The 19150-nt window shown below is 42.4% G+C and carries 18 protein-coding genes; 4 read left to right on the top strand and 14 right to left on the bottom strand.

Annotation, left to right across the window (positions count from 1 at the left end):
- Positions 1-247 precede the first annotated feature (247 nt).
- The 7 genes from ASG89_RS08230 to ASG89_RS08200 all read right to left on the bottom strand — a co-directional run bounded on the left by ASG89_RS08230 (position 248) and on the right by ASG89_RS08200 (position 7480).
- Positions 248-1180 carry a D-2-hydroxyacid dehydrogenase gene (locus ASG89_RS08230; protein WP_057310109.1) on the bottom strand — a complete coding sequence of 311 codons (933 nt, stop codon included), beginning with the start codon at positions 1178-1180 and terminating at the stop codon, positions 248-250.
- A gap of 17 nt (positions 1181-1197) precedes the next feature.
- Positions 1198-2265: a metallophosphoesterase family protein gene (locus tag ASG89_RS08225; RefSeq protein WP_057310108.1), complete on the bottom strand. Its 1068-nt coding sequence runs from the start codon at positions 2263-2265 to the stop codon at positions 1198-1200.
- A 256-nt stretch (positions 2266-2521) separates the two neighbouring features.
- The gene (locus ASG89_RS08220) at positions 2522-3076 is read right to left on the bottom strand and encodes an ABC transporter ATP-binding protein (RefSeq protein WP_321166485.1); all 555 of its coding nucleotides are present in this window, start codon (positions 3074-3076) and stop codon (positions 2522-2524) included.
- Between the two features lie 43 nt (positions 3077-3119).
- Positions 3120-4037 carry an ABC transporter ATP-binding protein gene (locus ASG89_RS08215; RefSeq protein ID WP_057310106.1) on the bottom strand — a complete coding sequence of 306 codons (918 nt, stop codon included), beginning with the start codon at positions 4035-4037 and terminating at the stop codon, positions 3120-3122.
- A 31-nt stretch (positions 4038-4068) separates the two neighbouring features.
- Positions 4069-4926 (bottom strand): ABC transporter permease, encoded by an 858-nt coding sequence (locus tag ASG89_RS08210; protein WP_157276564.1) that lies wholly within the window; start codon positions 4924-4926, stop codon positions 4069-4071.
- The gene (locus ASG89_RS08205) at positions 4923-5915 is read right to left on the bottom strand and encodes an ABC transporter permease (protein WP_057310105.1); all 993 of its coding nucleotides are present in this window, start codon (positions 5913-5915) and stop codon (positions 4923-4925) included. The genes ASG89_RS08210 and ASG89_RS08205 overlap by 4 nt, the downstream gene beginning before the upstream one ends.
- A complete protein-coding gene (locus ASG89_RS08200; RefSeq protein ID WP_057310122.1) occupies positions 5903-7480 on the bottom strand; it encodes an ABC transporter substrate-binding protein in 1578 nt (525 codons plus the stop codon). The genes ASG89_RS08205 and ASG89_RS08200 overlap by 13 nt, the downstream gene beginning before the upstream one ends.
- A gap of 181 nt (positions 7481-7661) precedes the next feature.
- Here ASG89_RS08200 and ASG89_RS08195 point away from each other — a divergent pair, with 181 nt between their 5' ends.
- Positions 7662-8099, top strand: coding sequence for a DUF6376 family protein (locus ASG89_RS08195; RefSeq protein ID WP_057310104.1), 438 nt, complete (start codon positions 7662-7664; stop codon positions 8097-8099).
- A gap of 89 nt (positions 8100-8188) precedes the next feature.
- Here the strand turns inward: ASG89_RS08195 and ASG89_RS08190 are convergent, their stop codons facing one another.
- From ASG89_RS08190 to ASG89_RS08160, 7 genes are all read right to left on the bottom strand, one after another.
- Positions 8189-8629, bottom strand: a complete 441-nt coding sequence (locus tag ASG89_RS08190) for an SRPBCC family protein (protein WP_057310103.1) — start codon at positions 8627-8629, stop codon at positions 8189-8191.
- A 14-nt stretch (positions 8630-8643) separates the two neighbouring features.
- Positions 8644-9132, bottom strand: coding sequence for a MerR family transcriptional regulator (locus tag ASG89_RS08185; RefSeq protein WP_057310102.1), 489 nt, complete (start codon positions 9130-9132; stop codon positions 8644-8646).
- Between the two features lie 138 nt (positions 9133-9270).
- Positions 9271-9789 carry an SRPBCC family protein gene (locus ASG89_RS08180; protein ID WP_057310101.1) on the bottom strand — a complete coding sequence of 173 codons (519 nt, stop codon included), beginning with the start codon at positions 9787-9789 and terminating at the stop codon, positions 9271-9273.
- A gap of 50 nt (positions 9790-9839) precedes the next feature.
- A complete protein-coding gene (locus ASG89_RS08175; protein ID WP_057310121.1) occupies positions 9840-10178 on the bottom strand; it encodes an ArsR/SmtB family transcription factor in 339 nt (112 codons plus the stop codon).
- A 157-nt stretch (positions 10179-10335) separates the two neighbouring features.
- Positions 10336-13503, bottom strand: coding sequence for an ATP-binding cassette domain-containing protein (locus ASG89_RS08170; RefSeq protein ID WP_057310100.1), 3168 nt, complete (start codon positions 13501-13503; stop codon positions 10336-10338).
- A gap of 157 nt (positions 13504-13660) precedes the next feature.
- Positions 13661-14188 carry a DinB family protein gene (locus ASG89_RS08165; protein WP_414813252.1) on the bottom strand — a complete coding sequence of 176 codons (528 nt, stop codon included), beginning with the start codon at positions 14186-14188 and terminating at the stop codon, positions 13661-13663.
- 16 nt (positions 14189-14204) lie between these two features.
- A complete protein-coding gene (locus ASG89_RS08160) occupies positions 14205-14939 on the bottom strand; it encodes an MBL fold metallo-hydrolase (RefSeq protein ID WP_057310099.1) in 735 nt (244 codons plus the stop codon).
- Positions 14940-15301: 362 nt separating this feature from the next.
- Here ASG89_RS08160 and ASG89_RS08155 point away from each other — a divergent pair, with 362 nt between their 5' ends.
- Genes ASG89_RS08155 through ASG89_RS08145 form a run of 3 tightly spaced genes read left to right on the top strand, consistent with a single transcriptional unit; the run spans position 15302 to position 19127 of the window.
- On the top strand, positions 15302-16873 hold the full coding sequence (locus tag ASG89_RS08155) for a spore germination protein (protein WP_057310098.1): 1572 nt from the start codon (positions 15302-15304) through the stop codon (positions 16871-16873).
- The gene (locus ASG89_RS08150; RefSeq protein ID WP_057310097.1) at positions 16870-18048 is read left to right on the top strand and encodes a Ger(x)C family spore germination protein; all 1179 of its coding nucleotides are present in this window, start codon (positions 16870-16872) and stop codon (positions 18046-18048) included. Before ASG89_RS08155 ends, ASG89_RS08150 begins: the two co-directional genes overlap by 4 nt.
- Complete coding sequence (locus ASG89_RS08145) at positions 18045-19127, top strand: GerAB/ArcD/ProY family transporter (RefSeq protein ID WP_057310096.1); 1083 nt, start codon at positions 18045-18047, stop codon at positions 19125-19127. Before ASG89_RS08150 ends, ASG89_RS08145 begins: the two co-directional genes overlap by 4 nt.
- Positions 19128-19150 lie beyond the last annotated feature (23 nt).

The raw sequence follows: 19150 nt of genomic DNA, 5'->3' as shown, positions 1-19150 counted from the left end.
TTACATAAAATTCCCACTGACTCGTCATCATTCTATCCATGACAAGTCATAAGTACCGCGTTTACTCGTCATGATCACAACAGACTCAAGTAACCTTTAGTTGCTTGTCTCAAAGGCTTGCACAACCTAGTTAATTCAGAAATTCTTTACTCCGCAACGCCAAAAAGAGCCCTAATTGGACTCTATCGAAATGTTGTATGCATGAAAAGCGGCTAATTGATGTGAAAGGATACTATACGCTATGGAGCTAATATCCTCGTTGAACATCCACTGACTGGCTAATTCGTGCTTGTCCATTGTCCATTTCTCCAAGCACAGCGAGCAAGCCGTCAATCGCTTCATCCACACCAGTCACAGCCGAAATATGCGGAGTAACAATCACGTTCGGATGAGCCCAGAGCGGCGAATGTACGGGCAGAGGCTCCTCATTAAAAACATCAAGAACAGCTCTACGTACCTGTCCAAATCCAATCGCTTCAAGTAGTGCATTCTCATCTACCGAATTTCCCCTACCAACATTAATAAAACCTGCTCCCTGCACATAGGAAAACAATTGTTTTGCAAATAAACCTTCCGTGATAGGTGTTAAGGGTAGTGTGTTTATGACCCAATCTGCATTTGGTAACACTGTGTTCACCTCAGTAATCGGATGGACACTGTTAAAATGACAATTCTCTGCACCGCTGCGTGATATTCCGTAGACAGTTACCCCGAATGATCGAAGCATTCTCGCTACTTCCTCGCCAATCGTTCCCGTTCCGAAAATGACAATGCTCAATTGATGAAGTAGCTTCTGTTGTGACGGCTTCCATTGCCTATGGGCCTGAGCATGCTGGAAATTATCATGACGTTGAATATCAGCAAGAATATAGCTTAAACAATATTCTCCTATTTTCCGTCCGAAACTGCCGACCGTACGCGTCAACACGACATCCATGTTCCATTCGCGATGAAATAAGAATGAGTCCACGCCGGCTCCAAGCGCATGCACCCACTGCAGGTTACCGAAATGAAACGTCTCTGTCGGTTTAAATGCGACATATCCATCAGCCCAATCAAAGTGATTCGAATGAACCTCCTCCTCTGGAAGAAACAGGTACTCCCTCTTCGTGTCCAGTAACGCAAGCTTTTCAAGCTCTTTATACATACGCCCGGTCACTAGTATTCTATTGATTTCCAACTACATTGCCCCCTGCACTACACTTTATTAGTATCAACCATTGGTACGGTATACTTTGCTGATTCGATCCATGTCTGATTGGAAAATTCACGGCCACGTACCACCACTTCGTTATTGTAGATCTGGACATACATACCTTGCGCGGCTTTTGGATTGTCTGTACTGCGTGTTTTGCCGACTGAGGCATTATTGAACCAGTGAAAGGTGTTCTGTGTATTATAGTGATTCTCCGTTGCGAAGTTACGATGAGTATGACCAGACAATACAAAAACATTCTTATAAGGCGCTAAAATTGCGCGAAACTCCTTCGCTCTAAGCAACTGAGGCGGTTTCCCATCCATATCCAGCGCCGGGAGCGGCTGATGAATGAAGACGAAAGCAGGCTTTCCATCCACATGGGATTTCATAATATTCTCGAGCCATGCAACCTGCTCATCCGAATACCATGCCCCCTCTCCTACCTCTGGCTTCTCCTCCACATAGGTCTCTTGGGACATCATAATCAGATGTACATCATTCATCCAGACATCCTTGTAGGGCTTATCCTTGTAGCCGAAAAACTTCATGAAGCGTTCACGTGACATCGCATCGGTTTTGCCGTTGGGTACCGTTTCTGCGGACCAATCGTCCTTACTGTTTATCCAAATATCGTAATAATCATGATTGCCCATATTCGCATATATCGGCGGCAGTTTGTAGTTGTTTAATACTTTCCGAAAAAGCTTGTAATCCTGATCACGACCTACATCGGTGATATCCCCTCCGAACACGATCGTATCAACTGGAGAATCAAAGTGAGTGATATCTTTCAACGCGGAATGAAGCTTATCAATAATCGTAGTAGTCCCATTGTTGGATATATGTACATCGCTGAGAAGGAAAAAGGATAACAATAATTGATTAGTCTCGGAATCAGCCATAGCTGGTTGTGCAGATGCTTGTGGGATTACTTTCACCTCTGAGGCATCCGTTATCGCGACTTTCGTCTCAGGCCCCTTAAGCGATTGTTTCAGCAGTGCACCTACACCAGTTAATGCAACCGCGGTTGCAAGTAATCTTTTGATAAACTGTCTTCTCGAGATCATGAACCTTCCCCCACTTTGTGTTATTCTCCGTATTTAGCCATTAAAAACCAGATGATGGCTCGCGTTGTATATAACATAAATATGTTTAAATATTATCATATTGTAGTCTTAAATCTACTATAAACATTTGAAATTCTTTTTAGCACTAAACTGCCAAATAACACAAAAGGCTGCCACGTGGCAGCCTTATCTTCGTTAAAGAATATTCCTGCAAGGAGAACTGCGATAGCCATTATAACTTTGTTACATATAATAACTAATTTCCACTACTCTGCCACTCCACTACTCTACTACACAATCTGTTCACTAATTGGTGTTCGTGACTAATGACCAGTACACCTGAATGATTTCGTTCAGCCCATCTCAGTACCGACTGCCAAATTTGGGCTTGTGTAATGGCATCGAGCATGGTGGTCATTTCATCCGCAATCAAATAACGAGTGCCTGATCCGAGCGCCCTAGCCACACAGATTCTCTGCAGTTCTCCGCCAGATAGTTCGCTAGGGTAACGGTTTAACCACTCATCCTCAATGGCTAGCTCGGCTAGCATATTATCGTCAATTCTTCCTGACTCCGCTAATGTTCTCCGCAGCTTCCACTTGGGGTTCACCGCTTGTTCAGGATGCTGTAGGACTAGCTGCACAGGGTTTCGAATCCCAGGAGGAATCGGGACACCGTCAAGATGAACATGCCCTTCCGTCGGTTGAAGGTGACCCGCGAGTAATTTCCCAAGCGTAGATTTGCCGCAACCACTTGGACCGACAAGGCCAACGACCTCTCCAGCTTCCATACTAATATGTATTTGCCGCAAAACCCATTCCTCTTTGGTATATCGAAAACTCAGGTTTTCCCCCTCAAGTGGCATGCAAGCACCTCACTTCTCCGTTCCTAAGTGGGCGAGGCTCAGGTGGAGATTCTACACATTCATTTGTAGCAGACAAACAACGCGGAGCAAATACGCACCCCTTAGGTAATGCATCCGGCAACGGTTGAGAGCCAGGAATGGCTGCAAATTGCTGACTAGGAAGTGCGTTCCATAATGCCTTCGTATAGGGATGACGTAATTTCTCCCCATTTGCGGTAAAGTCGCTGCGAAGAGCAGTTTCCACAACAGTCCCCGCATACAGGACGGCAATTCGATCTGCGACAGTTAAAGCTGCCTCAATATCATGTGTGATTAACATCACTGCACAGCCGCTCTCCGCTAACTGACGGAAACGACTCAATGTCTCCGTCATTGCTTGGGTATCTAACCCTGGCGTCGGCTCATCGGCGATTAGCAGTCTAGCTCCGCTTACCGTCGCAGTCGAGACAAGAATTTTACGAGCCATCCCGCCGGATAGCTGGAAGGGAAACCATTTTGCCACATAATCTGCAAGGTTATACTTGTTAAAAGCCTTCCGCCTAAGTGCCACCGGGTCCCCCTGACGAACGGATTGCTGTACTTGCTCCCCAACACGTATCAAAGGGTTTAAATACGCTACTGATTGTGGGATGAGGGCGATTTCTTTCCCTCGTATACGTCTTTGTCTATCCGGGGTCAATTCTTCGCCCTTAAATTGAATGCTGCCCGTGACTTGCGCATTACTGGGGAGAATGCCTAAAATGGCATGTGCGAGTAGACTTTTACCAGAACCACTGGAGCCTACAACGGCTAGAATCTCTTGCGCTGCAACGGATAGATGAAGATTATGGACCGTTTCTGTATGCACCTGCCGCATGCGGCGGTCAAGCCGATTAAACCGGATAGTAAGCCTGCTAATTTCTAGCATAAGCGAGCTCCTCTCACTTCAATTTCTGTCCTTATTTATCATGAGTATATTGTGGATTCACGACCTGTTTTAAGTTTTCGCCTAACATAGCAAAAGTCCGTACCAATACTAACAAGCACAATCCAGGGAGCAAGGCTAACCACCACAGACCTGAAGATAGATAGCGCATGGATTCAGACAAAATGATACCAATTGCAGGCTCATGCGGCGATAGACCCATTCCAATAAAGGTAATTGAGGCTTCATGTAGGATAGCATGTGGAACGACTAGAATGATTCCCACCAATAGTTGTGGAACCAGGTGAGGAATGATATGCCTAGTTGCGATCCACCAACGGGATTTACCGAAATTACGTGAGATAACAACATAAGGTGCCGTTTGAATCTGCATAACCTCTGCGCGAATAACTCTCGACAGGCTTGGCCAATGCGTCAACGCGACCCCAATAATAATACCTTTGGCGCCTCCACCTAGCACAAATGAAATCAAGAGCAGTGTGACTAAATGAGGCACACTTAGAAATAGATCTGTTAACCAGTTAATGAAACGATTCACCATACGACCCATGACTGCAGCTGTAAGTCCCATTATACTGGCAATCACAACACTTGAAATACCAGCAGTAAGCCCTACTTTCAGACTAAGTAGTAATCCTTTCATTGTACGGGTAAACATATCCCTGCCTAGCCAGTCTGTCCCAAATGGATGCAGGGTTGATGGCTCTACATTACGCTGTGTCAAATTGGTAGCTAAACCCGAGTCATCAAGCCACATGGACATCGCGATCAAAGTTAGCAATACGAACAATGCAATCATGGTTGAAATCCATATTTTCAATCGAGAATGAATCTTGGGAAGCACCATTCCGACACCCAAAAGTTGCTTCATGAACGACTTCCCTCCTTCATCCTCGGATCAATAAATCGATAACTGAGATCAGCCATCGCATTTCCACAGTACACGAATAGGGCACTAAATAACACAACGCCCATTAACAAGGGGATGTCACCGCGAAGTCCAGCTTCTACTGCCGCCTGTCCCAAACCGGGATAAGAAAATACTTGTTCAGCTAGTACAGCTCCACCGAACAGTTCACTGAATGACGCGAATTGCAGTGTAATAGCTGGCAAAGCCACATTCCTCAGGCCGTGCCTCCAAAAAATGGTGAATCCTCGCTCACCGCGAGCTCTTGCAAACAACCAGTATTCTTTATACGTCACTTCGAGTAACTTTTCCCTCGTATGCAGGGAAATGGCTGCGATCCCTGTGACACTAAGCGTTAGCACGGGTAGAATCATATGTCGGATTCGATCGATGAATTCTACCTGATCTGAAGTGGTACCAGCAGGTACAGAAAGTCCTACGGGTAAGATACCTAGCCATACCGCGAATACAAGCATGAATAGCAAGCCGACCCAGAAAGTTGGAGTTGAAGAAAGCGTATAGCAGTACCATCGGATACTTTTATCAATCCACGTATTTCGATTCATTGCCGCCAAGACGCCTGAGACGAATCCGATGAGTCCGGATAACAGCCAAGCAGCCCCCATAAGCGCAAGAGATGCAGCGAAACGTTCACTGATCACCTCCAGCACAGGTCGACGGTAAATCATAGATGTACCTAAATCACCACTTACTAGAGCGCTCAACCAATACCAGTATCGTAGGAGTGGCGGATCATTTAACCCCCAATATTGTACGATGGCTTCACGCTGTTCGGGACTAACCCTCATCATGTCCGCGCCTACATAAGCTTGAACGGGATCAATTGGAGATAAGTGAACAAGCATAAATGAAATGGCGCTCACAGCAAACAGCAGCAGTAGTAATCCTAGTCCTTTACGAAGGATAAATGAAAAGAGTTTTAAGAGTTCCATTGCCATTCCTCAATGTTATCGGTTACTGGCCAACCATGTCCATGCGGATGAATTTTCTGCTTACCAATATTGAGACCAGTTTTAACCAAATAAAGATGATCTAGATTGACCAACCACGCCCATGGCGCATCACCTTTGCCGCTTAACCCTGTTTCACCATCCCATTGTGCCTTTTTCCAAAATGCCCAAGCATCCTTCTCATTCGTTGCACGCAAGGCTTGTGTCATGTAGTTTTCGACTTTCGGATTGTTGTAATATCCAGGATTGTAATATTCTACTCCACCAAATTTATTACTGTATACATTATAAATTTCGAGCGGATCATGGCTGCCCCAGCCAAGAAGAACTGGATTCGCATGCATTTGTTTCTCAATGTCGTCCCAACTTTTTCCTTCAGCTTTAACCCCAATACCTAAAGGTTTCAACATATCCGCTGCAGCAATGGCAAGTGATTGACGTGTAACATCACTTGATGGGTAAAGCAGATTAAAGGCTGCCTTTAATGCCCCTTTTTCAACAATGCCATCGGTATCTGTATCTTTCCATCCATTATCGGCAAGGAGTTTCTTCGCGGCACTCAAGTCTGCATCAGCGATAACAGACTCTTGGTTGAACCATGGCAGACCGTCGTTCAGTGTATAAGCTGGTGTACCATGTCCTTCTAGAATACCTTGTACTAAGCTTTTTCTGTCTATGGCGATATTAATAGCCTTACGAATAGATGAATCGGCTGTAACGTCATTACCAATTGGATAGCCTTCTTTCGTTTTGCCGCCAGATTTCACATAAGGAAACATAATGCCGCGATTGTCGACAGTTCTGGCAGCTTTCAGTTCCATACCGCTTACCGATTGCTTGCTGAATGCTGCAGGAATTGCTGCAATGTCAACCGTTCCCGCCTTCGCAGCAGCGAAAGCAGCATCTTCACCTAGGAAGAGAAACGTGATCTTCTGGAAAAATGGCTTGTTCCCGTAGTAATCTTGATTGGCTTCTACGATCAATTGCTGACCTTTATCCCACTGAACCATTTTGTATGGTCCCGAGCCAATCGGTTTAAGGGCATAGTCTTTCCCATGCGCATGCTTGGGCACAATTCCAGTTGACACAAGCATTTGTGAAAAGGTGGATTGAGGTTCTTTGAGCGTAAACTTTACTGTTGTTTCATCGGAGACTTCTACACTCTTCACGTTACTCAGATCGATGGACGAACCGCTAGCTGAAGCGGCTTGGTAGGTATATTGCACATCTGCAGCAGTAAGTGGTTTTCCATCGCTGAACTTGGCGTCTTTACGTACCTTCACTGTCCAAATCATGCCATCCTGACTTACCTCATACCCTGTAGCCAAATCATTGACAATATTCAAATCTTTGTCTCGTTTAAGCAAGGTGCTTTGAAATAAGGGAGAACCGTAACGCCCCCATCCCGTTGTCGGATCAAATCCTGCCTCCGGCTCACCCCCGATGGCGAGAACAATCTCCTTCTTTGCCGATTCAGTTACTGGCTGAGGCTTTTGTTTCGTACAAGCAGTTACTAAGGTTAATACGGTCAATACAATCAGAATCATGGTTAAACGGGGCTTCAAATTAGTCACTCCTTTTCTAAATGTTCACGTGTGCAGTGTTACGATTCGTTAAAATAGTAACACAAGTTGTGCTGGTAATGAAACCCTTTTTCTTCACAAACGTACTAACCAATAAGTCAAGTTCAATTTTCTTTGAAATCGAACCGTAAAGGAGATCAAAATCATGAAGAAATTGCTGGTACTAATTTTAGTTTTGTCAACCCTTCAATTGAGTGCCTGTGCGTTAGTAGAGAAAGTAAATAGTTCTGTCGATTACGCCAGTCAAGCTACTGAACATATTAATAAATTGAGTACTTTTGCAGAACAAGCACCTCAAATGATCAAAGATGCGGCTTTGAATCCAGAGACCAAACAAGCACTCGAAAATCAATTAATCGGGATAAAAAAAGACATCGAACAATTCAATGTAAAAAGTGTCCCTACGATTGCAGAGGATGTTCATCAACAGTTGGTAGATAAAAATAGAATATTGCTGGATGAGATCAATAAAGTGTTAGTCAATGGACATCTGGCACTTGATAAGCTTCAGAATTCACAAATCATCATGACGATTACTGATATAACAGTCTTAGTCAATCGAATTCAAAATTTAATACCTTAAGAACTTCACACTTACGTGAAGTTTTTTCTTTTATAAATGAACGCAAAAAAACCGGCATTTCGGCCGGTTGTGCGATTGATTCTGCTAATTTAGATGTTGTCCAACTGCTTGCCCAGATTGTCCAGCATTTCCTTAGTACCGTGTTCGCGTAAAGCTGGAGTATCATGGCCGTCTAGAAAGACGCCTTGTTCAGTGAATATCAGCTTGGTTCCCGTACCCTCAGGCTTGAACTCAACAGTTGTCACGGAAATTGAAATCCGCGTCTGATCCATATCCAACGTGTAACTGTATACAATACGTTCATTAGGAACAATGTCTTGATACGTGGCATCAAAAGTGAATATCGGTCCCCCCGGAGGTCCTCCTTGACTCGTTTCTTTACCACCAACTCGGAAGTCGAATTCATCTGCTTTGGAAAACCACAGCTCTTTCAGTTTGGGATCCTCCCATGTGGCAAAAACACGTGTCGGCGAGGCGTTATATATTCGTTCGACAACAAATGTGTTATGTACGGCAACTCGTTCATTCATGCTTGTCAGCTCCTTTAATTTGAATCACCGGATTTGAAATCAAGGAGTTCACCTAGCAGATCTAACCGGCGTTCCCACGACATCCGACGTTCGATAATCACTTTCTCATGGCTCTTTTTCATTGTCTCCAACAATTTGGTAAAATCATCAACTGTTACAGGTTCCTTCAACGACATCAGATTGGATACATACTCTAGTTCGAGCAACAAGTTCTGCTCCATCCGAATATTATCTTTCAGCCGGGCGATTTGCAACGAAACGATTTCCAACGGACTGAATTGCTCGCCAATTAATACGGACTTGACTTCATCTAGTGATAAACCGAGCTCTTTTAACGATAAAATTTGTTGCAGCCGCGACAGATCAGCCTCATTGTACAATCTATGTCCTGATTCGGAATGTGCCGAAGGCGAGAACAAGTTGATTTGATCGTAGAATCGCAATGTTCGTATCGTAAGTCCTGTTAGTTTAGCAAGCTCTCCCACTTTCCAAAGCTGCTTCATAATCATCTCCTTTTTGCTGTGCTAGCTGTTTACCGGTAACTATACTATAAAACATGACGTAACGTAAGGTTCAAGTGTTTGAAGTCATTTATTTGCAAAATAATGAAAAGGCCGCAAATTTGCGGCCTCAGAATGCGTTTATGCACTTTTTTGTATGGATGCCAAAAGCTCAACCAGTCTGTCCCAGGTTTGTGTGACACCCTCCAACATACCCATTTCCATAACTTGCTGCAGTCCTTCAGCGGATGCATATTCCCCGCGGTTTATGACTAGAGTTCCTGTTTCTGTTTCGAGGAAAGTCAGCGTTACCCGCGTAGATGGCATGTTTGCCGCTTCATTGCCTTCCGCATCAGAGAAATAGTCCACATACACAATTTTCTCTGGTACGACGATCTCACTGTAAACTGCCTTGCCCCATGATTCCATCCCAAAGTATTCACCTTGATTTTTATCTTCGCACTTCATGCAATAATGCCAAACCCCACCGACGCGAAAATCAACATGACATACTGGGAGTGCCCAACCTTGTGGACCCCACCAATGCTTCAAATGTTCTGCTTGAGTGAATGCCTGAAAAACCAACTCGCGAGGGGCATTGAATTCACGCTCTAGAATAAGAACTTTGTCCTCTACCTTGGAAACCATTTGATTTGTCATGTTAAACTTCCTCCTAGAATTTTAATAGTTGGGTAAATAGTCCTGTTCGTTCAGTCTTGCTGTTCTTTCTTCGAATTCTTGCCCTGCAGCTTCTGTAAATAGTCATCTAGTCGGTTATACCGCTCCTCCCAGATGACGCGGTAGTTCTCCAGCCAGTCGTTCAGCTCTCGGAAAGGATCAGGCAGCAACTTGTAAATACGACGATTTGCATCCACCCTTACCTCGACGATGGCAGCCTCACTAAGTACACGCAAATGCTTGGATACTTGAGGCTGACGCAGTTGTAGCCGTTCCGCGATTTCACCTACAGTGAGTGGCCGCTCACGCAAAAGATCAACGATCCTCATGCGGTTAGGCTCTGCCAACGCACTCATGACGTTAGGATCCATGCTCATCATCCGCCCTCTTGCTGTAATTACATGCATTTCTAAGTTGTCGAGGCTGTTTTTCTTACTGAACTCAATATACCACATGGAGAATATTCTCGCAAGTGAATATTGGAAATAAATAAAAAAAGGCTGACCCGAAGATCAGCGCTCTTTGAAATCACTTCAAGCTATGATAAACGGCCATCATATCTTGTTTATTCAACTCACGAATTCGATTGTAGATCGGTATATCGGCAACTGACTCCGACACTTTGCTATGATCAACAACATCACTTACTTTGCCAGTTAGCCATGTTTGTACAGCAACACCCTCGACAATTTCTTTACGTCCCTCATCATTGATCCCACTCATAGAACAGCTCACACACGGTACCGATAATTTGTGTACGCCATCATGGAGTCCATCTTCTGAAATGACTCGCTTACCGCCACAGAATGGGCATGGATGACTTCCTTTGATTTTATTAATTTGAGTAACAATCTTATTGTAACCAAACGCTTCATAAACATAAGTTAGTTTCTTATATTTTCCATTGGTGAAATACTTATCAATAATGGTTTCTCTTGTTTCTGTAATATCGGGGAAATCACAGATGGTTATCAAATTTTTACTGCTGATCGCATCAAGATTACTTTTAATTTTGTCCCAGAAAGGCACGGCATTTTGTAACACCACTTCATAACCCACAAAGCTAGCGAGCTCCAGTTCGTACATTTTCAGGGCAACTTGAGTTTCCCTAGGCAGTAAGGAGACCTCTTCCGAAAGTGTAAGGTCACCGCCAACAATGGATTTCAATCTTTCTAATTCTGGCAAATTCCCTACGGTTTGAATGACCTGATCTAGCGGCTGCCCAATGATCTCACGAATATCCGAGCCATTAAACTTCAATTTTTTATGATGGTTTAAGACAGTTCCATGACAGACTGGGCAGGTGATCATTTCTCTTGATGCTTTCATTGCCTCTTTAATCGTCAGGTTCTTCGAAATCACCATATAGCGCCCAAGGATGAGATTAAAGCCTTCCCAGGTTCTTGATGCCTTACCAGCTTTATCATAAAACGACTTTTCCCAATAGCCATAAAGGAACGTATTTTTTTCCGCTTCTGTCATCTCATTATAGCTTTTACTTATATCGTGACCGAGTTCATTCTTGATCTCTTCGAAAAGGAAGTGCAACTTGGCATGCTGATAATATTTCAAGACATCCATCACTTCTGGCAGTAATAAGCCATCGAAGAATGGCACTGTTTTATCTTGAATGAGGACATCCATATCAAATCTTTCAATAACACGTCGACCCGAGCAGCATGGACAATGATTATCTTGATAATAGAAATCAAAACTTCTGGTGTCTTTATTAGTCGGATGAGAAGCTACAATATGGTTGATCAGCCCACCGATTTCATAAAGAAAACTATATTGACTATACAGGTGTCGTTCAAGATCAATCGCGATCACAGGTGCAATTTTGTCGGATTCGTATTCACCGTAGATCAAACGAGCCATGGACGATAAGCTTTTTAGGATACCGCCCTTATAGATGTTTTCTGCATTTTTAAAATAGTTGATCTGGTTTTCTTGCACGTATTGAATACCTTTTTGTTGTTTAAGAGCGGAAGAAATGTGCAAAGGAGCTGCATGATCTTCCCTATTTTGTAAACGATAGTATTCATCATGAGGGACGACATTAAGATGCCCAATCGGTTCAGGCTGTCTTTTGCCAAAATCAACGATATAATCAGAGCTTTCCAGCATATAAGCATTATGTTCGATCATCAGGAAGGAGACAGAGTCATCTTCCAGAATGACCCTAACACTATCTATGAATTGGTTTAAAATATTTTGAGATAAACCCTTGGACGGTTCGTCAAAAATAAACAATGTATGCGGGTTTCTGGAATTCGCAAACAACTCCGATACTAAATGAACACATTGAAATTCACCGGTCGATAACGATTGTGTTTTTCTTTCTAATGTCAGATAGCCAAGTCCAAGTTTATTCAATAAACTCAACCGTTTATGTGCAATGTCTTCGCTTGGCAGTTCTTCAATAATATCCTCAATCGAACGTTGGAAAATATCTTCCGCAGTATCTTCATTGTATTTGGTCAGCTTCTTTTTGATATCCAGGAAAGTAGCAACGGTTGACCGGCTCGTAATTGATTGGTTACGATCTTGCCCAACCATGACCAGTTTATCTTTGGGATAACGTTTCTGAAAATCCTTGGACATACACTCATTCACAAGTGTTGATTTACCGCATCCTGACTCGCCAGTAAAGGTTACTAGTCTGTTCTTAGGAATTTGAATTTCAGCCATTTGAATATTTCGACAGTAAAGATCAAGAAATTGATAATAGTCAGTTGGCTCTGCTTTATTGGGTTCCCTTAGGACTGGTTTAGGACGAGGTGATTCTTCGACAATTTTCCCGCCATATTTACCACTGCCCGGTCCAAAGAATAATTGCTCATCGGTTGTATCCAGTACCGTATCTGAATGATCAATGAGCCAAATTTGATTCTTATAACCTAATTGTTTAATTTGTTCTAGAATTTTCAAAAGCGTTTCATGGTCGAGTCCAACGGAGATTTCATCAATAATAATGACGGTATTTTCACTTGTTGCCATGAACTCTGCCAAATAATGCCGCGTTAATTCACCACCAGATAACGAACCCATAATACGATTTAATGTTAAGTAGCCAATATTCATAGAGATCAAATTTTGTAGAATATGTTGCTTGGCTTCACTAATATGTAATTCCTCTGCCAGAGAAAGGATCGTTTCGATGCTTAAGTTATTAATATCGGAGATGCTATGTAGTTGATTCCTTAGTTCCAATTTATATTGCTCTACTTCTAGACTGTAGCGCTGACCTTTACACTTCGAACATTCAACATTTTGTGTCGTGCTGCGCCCTTTACAGTCCGGGCACCATCCTAATGCGTTGTTAAAGGAAAAAACTTCTGGAGAAAGATTGAATTGTTCGGCCATCCGATCACGGATCTCTTTGAAAACGCCAGTATGAGTGCCTATGGTTGAACGAGGATTGGATGAAATCGATGATTTTCCGAGAAAAAGGACTAGAGGCATGTCCTCCATCTTGATGGCACTGAAATTCGTTTCCATAATCTCAGGAAATAAATACTGATATTCAGCTTTCGGTAATAAAGAAACGAGACGTTTCTTGGATTCTTCCCCAATCGTCTGACAGAAGGTTGTTTTACCTGAGCCAGATAAACCAGCAATTCCTAATGATTTATCTACAGGTATTGTTGCATCTAATTTGTTAATATTGTTCGAAATTAATTGTTTTATTTGCATGACTACTTCCTTTCTATTGGTTATATGTCTTGATTCCATCTTAGCATATTTATCTTATTGTAGTGCAAGCGCTGCTAAGGTGTCTGTCCGCGGTATAGGAGTACCAAGGAATATTCGTTAATTGCACAACCTCCTTTAAAATTCGGCTCATCTATCACTAGCGGATTACTCTTTTCTTGATCAAATTGATCTGACCTCTATGATTGATTTCATCTTCAAACACATGAAACCACATAAAATAATGATTCGCTTGTTTCTTATACCAGAACTCTTCTTCTTGGTATAACCAATCATCATCAACCGTTTTAAATAATTCAAACGTACGATTCCTGATTTCATTTAGCTTATGTACATAATAGGCCAGGTCATTTCCTTTAATCATTTCTCGCCCTTCTGAACCTAGATTCAAAGCGGGTCCCCAGATGGCCATTTCTTCATCATTCAAATCTCTTTTTTCAAAGGTTTCTAATTGATATGCGTATTCGACCGCCGCGAAATGCATTAACAAAGCACCAATTGAATTACTTTCCTCATCTGATAGAAAATCCAATTCATGTACGGTAAGATTTTTTATAGATTCCAACGTTGTATGTCTTACATAGTTCATCATCGAAACTAAACGACTAATCTGTGGCGTATAACCAGGTATGTCTGTAATGAGATAAATTTGATTCATATTTAACATGGTTTTCCTCCTTCATTTATAAGACGACTTGTAAGCCGAATTCAGCTAAAACGACCTCACCACTAAACATGAGTGCTGCTTCTTCTCTCAATAACTGAATATCTCCAAAGTGAGGCAAGTGTGTTACAAGTAATTTCTTTACACCTGCTTTCGATGCTAGCTTCCCTGCTTCTGAGGAATTCATATGACCATACTGTGCTGCATCGAAGTTAGCATAGAAGGATGCTTCTGTAATAAGCAGATCTGCATCTTTCAGATATGGTATCAGTGTTTCATCGTAGCGTGTATCCGCCGTATACACCAAATTCTTCCCCTCATACGAAACCTTCACGCCTAAGCAATATACATCATGGTCAGTTCGAAAGAAAGTCAACGTTAAGCCATCCTCGAGTGAAATGACAGTATTGTGGTTAACTTCGTGTTCAGTTGTTCCTTTCATAAGAGGAATCGTCCAATCGTCTTTAGATTCCTTAGCAATTAGCAGCTGCAATGGCAGCTCGCGTTGTTTTAAATCCATATCAATTAAACAAGCATACTGAAGAGAACCTAAGTCCGCCATGTGATCGAAGTGATTGTGCGAAACAAATACAGCCGTTAATTCACGAAGTTCAATCACATTTTGTAAGACGGACAATACTCCACTGCCACAATCGAGCAAGATTTTATGATTGCCAACTTCTACAAGAAAGCCTGCAGTTGCTTCTCCTCGCTTTGGATACGCGCCCCATCTACCAATAACTCTTATTTTCATAGAAATGCTCCCCTTCCAAGAAAAGAAGCTGCTTCAGAAAGCAGCAACTCCATTATTATCCATTCTGTTCGATAAGCACAAAGTGTTTTCCTGCTTAGACGAAATAACACCACCTCCTATGAACCTAGGCACGATTAGAATTCAGCATGAATATGGTGTTACACAGTTCGCATTATGCATCTCTATTACCCAATTTGATTCAAAGGGGGTACAAAATGTCAGCATGGCCGGGCTCGATCATCGAGATGCTGAACATTATGCATCTTTTCCATAATATGCATAATTCGATATCGTTTGAGGGAAGATACGGATAATAGCGTGAATAATCCCCTGCTCATGGTGATGCAAACGTTCTTAAGGAGATGGCATCCATATCTACTGTACAAAACTCTAATTATACCCATACATCTCCTGAACATGCCCTTAAAGAAGCAATTAGTAAGTCTCTAGAGACGAATGAACACAACATCCGAGCTATATTTACCAATTGCTATGATATTGTGTTTCGACATATCCAATTATTCGGGAAAGTCTATGTATTAATCGTTTATATGGATGGTTTGGTGGATACCAAATCGTTAGATAGTAACTTGTTAAAACCTTGGATGCTAGAGAGTCCACCATCAGAATTAGAGGCATTGAACCCAGTAGATTGGATTCTTGAACAACAGCTGGTTTCCATCGCCAAAACAAAGACAACGGACACAATGGACGATATTGTTCAAGGTATTTTATCAGCAAGCGTAGTCATCCTGTCAGAAGGAATAGATAAAGCTGTTATTGCAGAGCTGGCAGGTTTTGAGAAACGGGCTATTGAAGAGCCCATGGGGGAAACGACCCTTCGTGGGCCTAGAGAAGGCTTTACAGAAACCATTTCTGTGAATACGACCCTTCTTCGTAGAAAAATTCATAGCACCAAGCTAAAAATGGAGTCCATGACCGTTGGTAACCTTTCCAAAACCACAATTGTTATTGCTTACATAGAAGGTATCGCACTGGAATCAATTATTGAAGAAGTTCGTAAACGAATCGCTCAAATTGAAATCGATACCGTGCTTGGCGGGAATTTTATTGAGGAGTTTATTGAAGACCACCCTTTCACCTTATTCCCTCAAGTGCAGAACACCGAACGCCCAGATATTGTCGCCGCATGTCTAGCAGAAAGAAAAGTTGCGATTTTCATTGATGGTACCCCTTTTGTACTTATTGTCCCTTGTACCTTATGGAACGCATTTCAGTCCGCTGATGATTATTATGAGCGATTCATATACGCTACTCTCATCCGTTTGTTACGTATGTTTTTGATAATAACTTCCATGTTCTTACCTTCTATTTATGTAGCTATCACTACGTTCCATCCTCAATTGTTACCCACTAATTTTCTACTCAGTATCACATCTGCTCGTGAAGGTGTCCCATTTCCAGCTGTAATAGAGGCGTTGCTCATGGAATTTCTATTTGAAGGTTTACGCGAAGCTGGTATTCGAATGCCGAGGCCGGTGGGTTCAGCAGTTAGTATCGTTGGTGCTTTAGTTATTGGACAAGCAGCCGTACAGGCAGGGATTGTTTCAGCTCCGATGGTCATTGTAGTTTCGCTGACTGGGATTGCATCGCTTATTACCCCAAGATACAGTATGGGAATGCCTTTCAGAATACTTCGCTTTCCTATGCTCATTTCTTCAGGGGTCCTTGGCTTATACGGCGTTACCATGGCGTCTGTCTTCCTGCTTATACACCTTACGAATCTGGCGTCATTCGGCATCCCTTATTTAAGTCCGGTAGCTCCACTAACGAAAAGTGAATTAAAGGATGTATTAATCCGTGCACCGAGATGGCGTATGAATACCTTGCCAATGTCCGATTCAACTACAACTAAATTGCGATTTCGCAAGGGGCAACGAAGAAAAGGGAACCAAGGAGATGAAGTGAAATGAAAGTTCGCCTGTCAAGTCGCTTTATTTGGCTGTTCTGTATCCCTCTCATTACAGGGTGTTGGGACCGCAATGAGCTTTCAGACAGAGCGTTCGATCTCGCTGCATCGGCTGATCTTAATAAAGACGGCACGTATTTAACTGCAGGTCAATTCATAGTTCCATCCAGAATAGGTTCGGGTTCCATAGGAGGAAGCGGTGGTGATAAACCTTACTTTATTGAGTCTGGTAGTGGTAAAAGCACGATTGAATCTATTCAGAAAACAAGGCAGAAGCTTTCTCGCATCATTACTCGAGGGCATCGACACAATTATTATATCGGAGAGGATCTAGCGAAAAATGGGATCAAAGACATGTTGGATGCGTTTTCTCGCGATCCAGGCAATCGCATTCGATTAGACATTTGGGTAGTCAAAGGAAGTACAGGCTTGGAAGCTTTGCAAGTGCCCTATCCGCTTGAGAAAATTCCATCCGTCGCCTCTGTCAAAATACATAAAGCGGTTGGTGGTACTACCGGTACCTCCTATCTTGATTTTATGACAGCGGCAAGTACCGAAGGTAGCTACCCCACTTTGCCTGTGGTAGACATCGTTCAGGGAACTTCACCACAAAAAACGATTCGCTTTTATGGACGTGCTATTTTTGGCCACGATTATAAACTAGTTGGTTATTTGAATTTTGTCGAAGGCGCTTATCGGCAGTGGATACGCAGACGAATTTCTTACTTTGACACAGTAGAAGCTATCCCCGAAGCGAATGGGGAAGTAGGGATCATCATTACCAAGTTTGGAAGTAAAATTAAGAGCAGTATATTGCCAAATAACAAGGTGAAGATGGATATCATGCTGACTGGCATTGGACATGTTGGCGAGAACACGACGAATTGGGATCTTAGCGAGCAGCACAATCTGATGCTTGTTCAGCATGTAATCAATATGAAAACTAGTGAGCATGTCCGAGATATGATCACTAAAGTTCAAAAACAATTTGGTACAGACGTATTTGGTTTTAATCAAACTTTGAATCGTCAGCATCCCCGCGTTTGGAATCAATTAAAAGGACAATGGGATACTATTTTTCCAGACATAGAAGTAAATGTAAATGTTCATATCACGCTAAAATATATTGGTTTAGTTGGTCCTTCACTTCAATTAAAAGAAAGTGAGATTAAGAAATGAAAATCTCCGGATATCAACTATTTTGGCTGATATTCTCAATGGAATTTGGGATGACTGCACTTTTCACGATCTCGACCCCTGTATTTCTTGCCAAACAAGATGCTTGGATTTCAATGATCTTCGCAACTTTAATTTGCTTGTTTACAACATTCGTTGCTGTCAAATTAAGTCTCCTTTACCCCGAGCAAACCTTTATTCAATACACACAAACGATACTTGGAAAGTGGTTAGGCAAAATCATACTGCTTTCTTACTTTGTGATGTGGCTATCTGTTACCGGAATCATGCTTAGAGAATTTGCGGATTTTGTCTACCTTGCTTTATTTAGCTCAACCCCCCTTTGGATTGTTATTCTCATCATGCTAGGTGCTATCGTATATGTGACCTATAGCGGTGGTCTTAGAAGTATTGGTCGTTGTGGTGAAATCATCGGTCCTATTAGTGCATTTGGCTGTATACTCATCCTTCTATTTAGCTTTAAGGACTGGGACTGGTATAACATACTGCCGGTGTATGCAAACTCAGGAATTATTCCCATCGTGAAAGCAAGCTTTACGCCTGCCTCGTTCCTTGGAGAATCCTTTATGGTAGTAATGTTAATAGCTTTCATGTCTAAGCCAAAACGTGCAATGATCTCATCCTTATTGGGTGTAGCGGCTGCTTCCATCGCCGTTCTTGCCATGGTCTTGGTTGTGATTCTAGTCTTTGGTCCACAATTACCGGCTAAATTTATTTACCCCCTCTATTCTGCTATGTCCTATATTTCAGTCATGGATTTTATCCAGAATGTTGATGTTTTGGCTGTTTTATTATGGATCATAGGAATTTTCATTAAACTATCTCTCTATGTATTCATAACCAGTTATGGTGCCGCGCAATTATTTGATATGAAAAAATGGCAGCATGCCATTTGGTGGATAGCGCCTATTGTGTTTGTAATTTCCCTGCTGCCACGTAACACGAACGATTCCATGAATTATGCGAAGTTTTGGCTAGCTGTGATATTTCCCATTAATCTTATTGGGATTCCATTACTATTATGGATGATTGGCAGTATTCGAAAGAAAAGTATGTTGTAATTGCTTACAGTTCCGTTAACTGG

Origin of the sequence: Paenibacillus sp. Soil766 (assembly GCF_001428105.1) — a bacterium.
In the GTDB taxonomy this organism is placed as follows: domain Bacteria; phylum Bacillota; class Bacilli; order Paenibacillales; family NBRC-103111; genus Paenibacillus_E.
The sequence above is the reverse complement of the archived record's forward strand: the minus strand, read 5'-3'. Positions and strand labels throughout refer to the sequence as shown.

Coding starts and splice junctions, on each gene's coding strand:
- ASG89_RS08225 (WP_057310108.1), bottom strand. CDS start 2,265: ATGATCTCGAGAAGACAGTTTATCAAAAGATTACTTGCAACCGCGGTT.
- ASG89_RS08215 (WP_057310106.1), bottom strand. CDS start 4,037: ATGCTAGAAATTAGCAGGCTTACTATCCGGTTTAATCGGCTTGACCGC.
- ASG89_RS08210 (WP_157276564.1), bottom strand. CDS start 4,926: ATGAAGCAACTTTTGGGTGTCGGAATGGTGCTTCCCAAGATTCATTCT.
- ASG89_RS08205 (WP_057310105.1), bottom strand. CDS start 5,915: ATGGAACTCTTAAAACTCTTTTCATTTATCCTTCGTAAAGGACTAGGA.
- ASG89_RS08200 (WP_057310122.1), bottom strand. CDS start 7,480: ATGATTCTGATTGTATTGACCGTATTAACCTTAGTAACTGCTTGTACG.
- ASG89_RS08195 (WP_057310104.1), top strand. CDS start 7,662: ATGAAGAAATTGCTGGTACTAATTTTAGTTTTGTCAACCCTTCAATTG.
- ASG89_RS08190 (WP_057310103.1), bottom strand. CDS start 8,629: ATGAATGAACGAGTTGCCGTACATAACACATTTGTTGTCGAACGAATA.
- ASG89_RS08185 (WP_057310102.1), bottom strand. CDS start 9,132: ATGAAGCAGCTTTGGAAAGTGGGAGAGCTTGCTAAACTAACAGGACTT.
- ASG89_RS08180 (WP_057310101.1), bottom strand. CDS start 9,789: ATGACAAATCAAATGGTTTCCAAGGTAGAGGACAAAGTTCTTATTCTA.
- ASG89_RS08175 (WP_057310121.1), bottom strand. CDS start 10,178: ATGGATCCTAACGTCATGAGTGCGTTGGCAGAGCCTAACCGCATGAGG.
- ASG89_RS08170 (WP_057310100.1), bottom strand. CDS start 13,503: ATGCAAATAAAACAATTAATTTCGAACAATATTAACAAATTAGATGCA.
- ASG89_RS08165 (WP_414813252.1), bottom strand. CDS start 14,188: ATGTTAAATATGAATCAAATTTATCTCATTACAGACATACCTGGTTAT.
- ASG89_RS08160 (WP_057310099.1), bottom strand. CDS start 14,939: ATGAAAATAAGAGTTATTGGTAGATGGGGCGCGTATCCAAAGCGAGGA.
- ASG89_RS08155 (WP_057310098.1), top strand. CDS start 15,302: ATGGCATCCATATCTACTGTACAAAACTCTAATTATACCCATACATCT.
- ASG89_RS08150 (WP_057310097.1), top strand. CDS start 16,870: ATGAAAGTTCGCCTGTCAAGTCGCTTTATTTGGCTGTTCTGTATCCCT.
- ASG89_RS08145 (WP_057310096.1), top strand. CDS start 18,045: ATGAAAATCTCCGGATATCAACTATTTTGGCTGATATTCTCAATGGAA.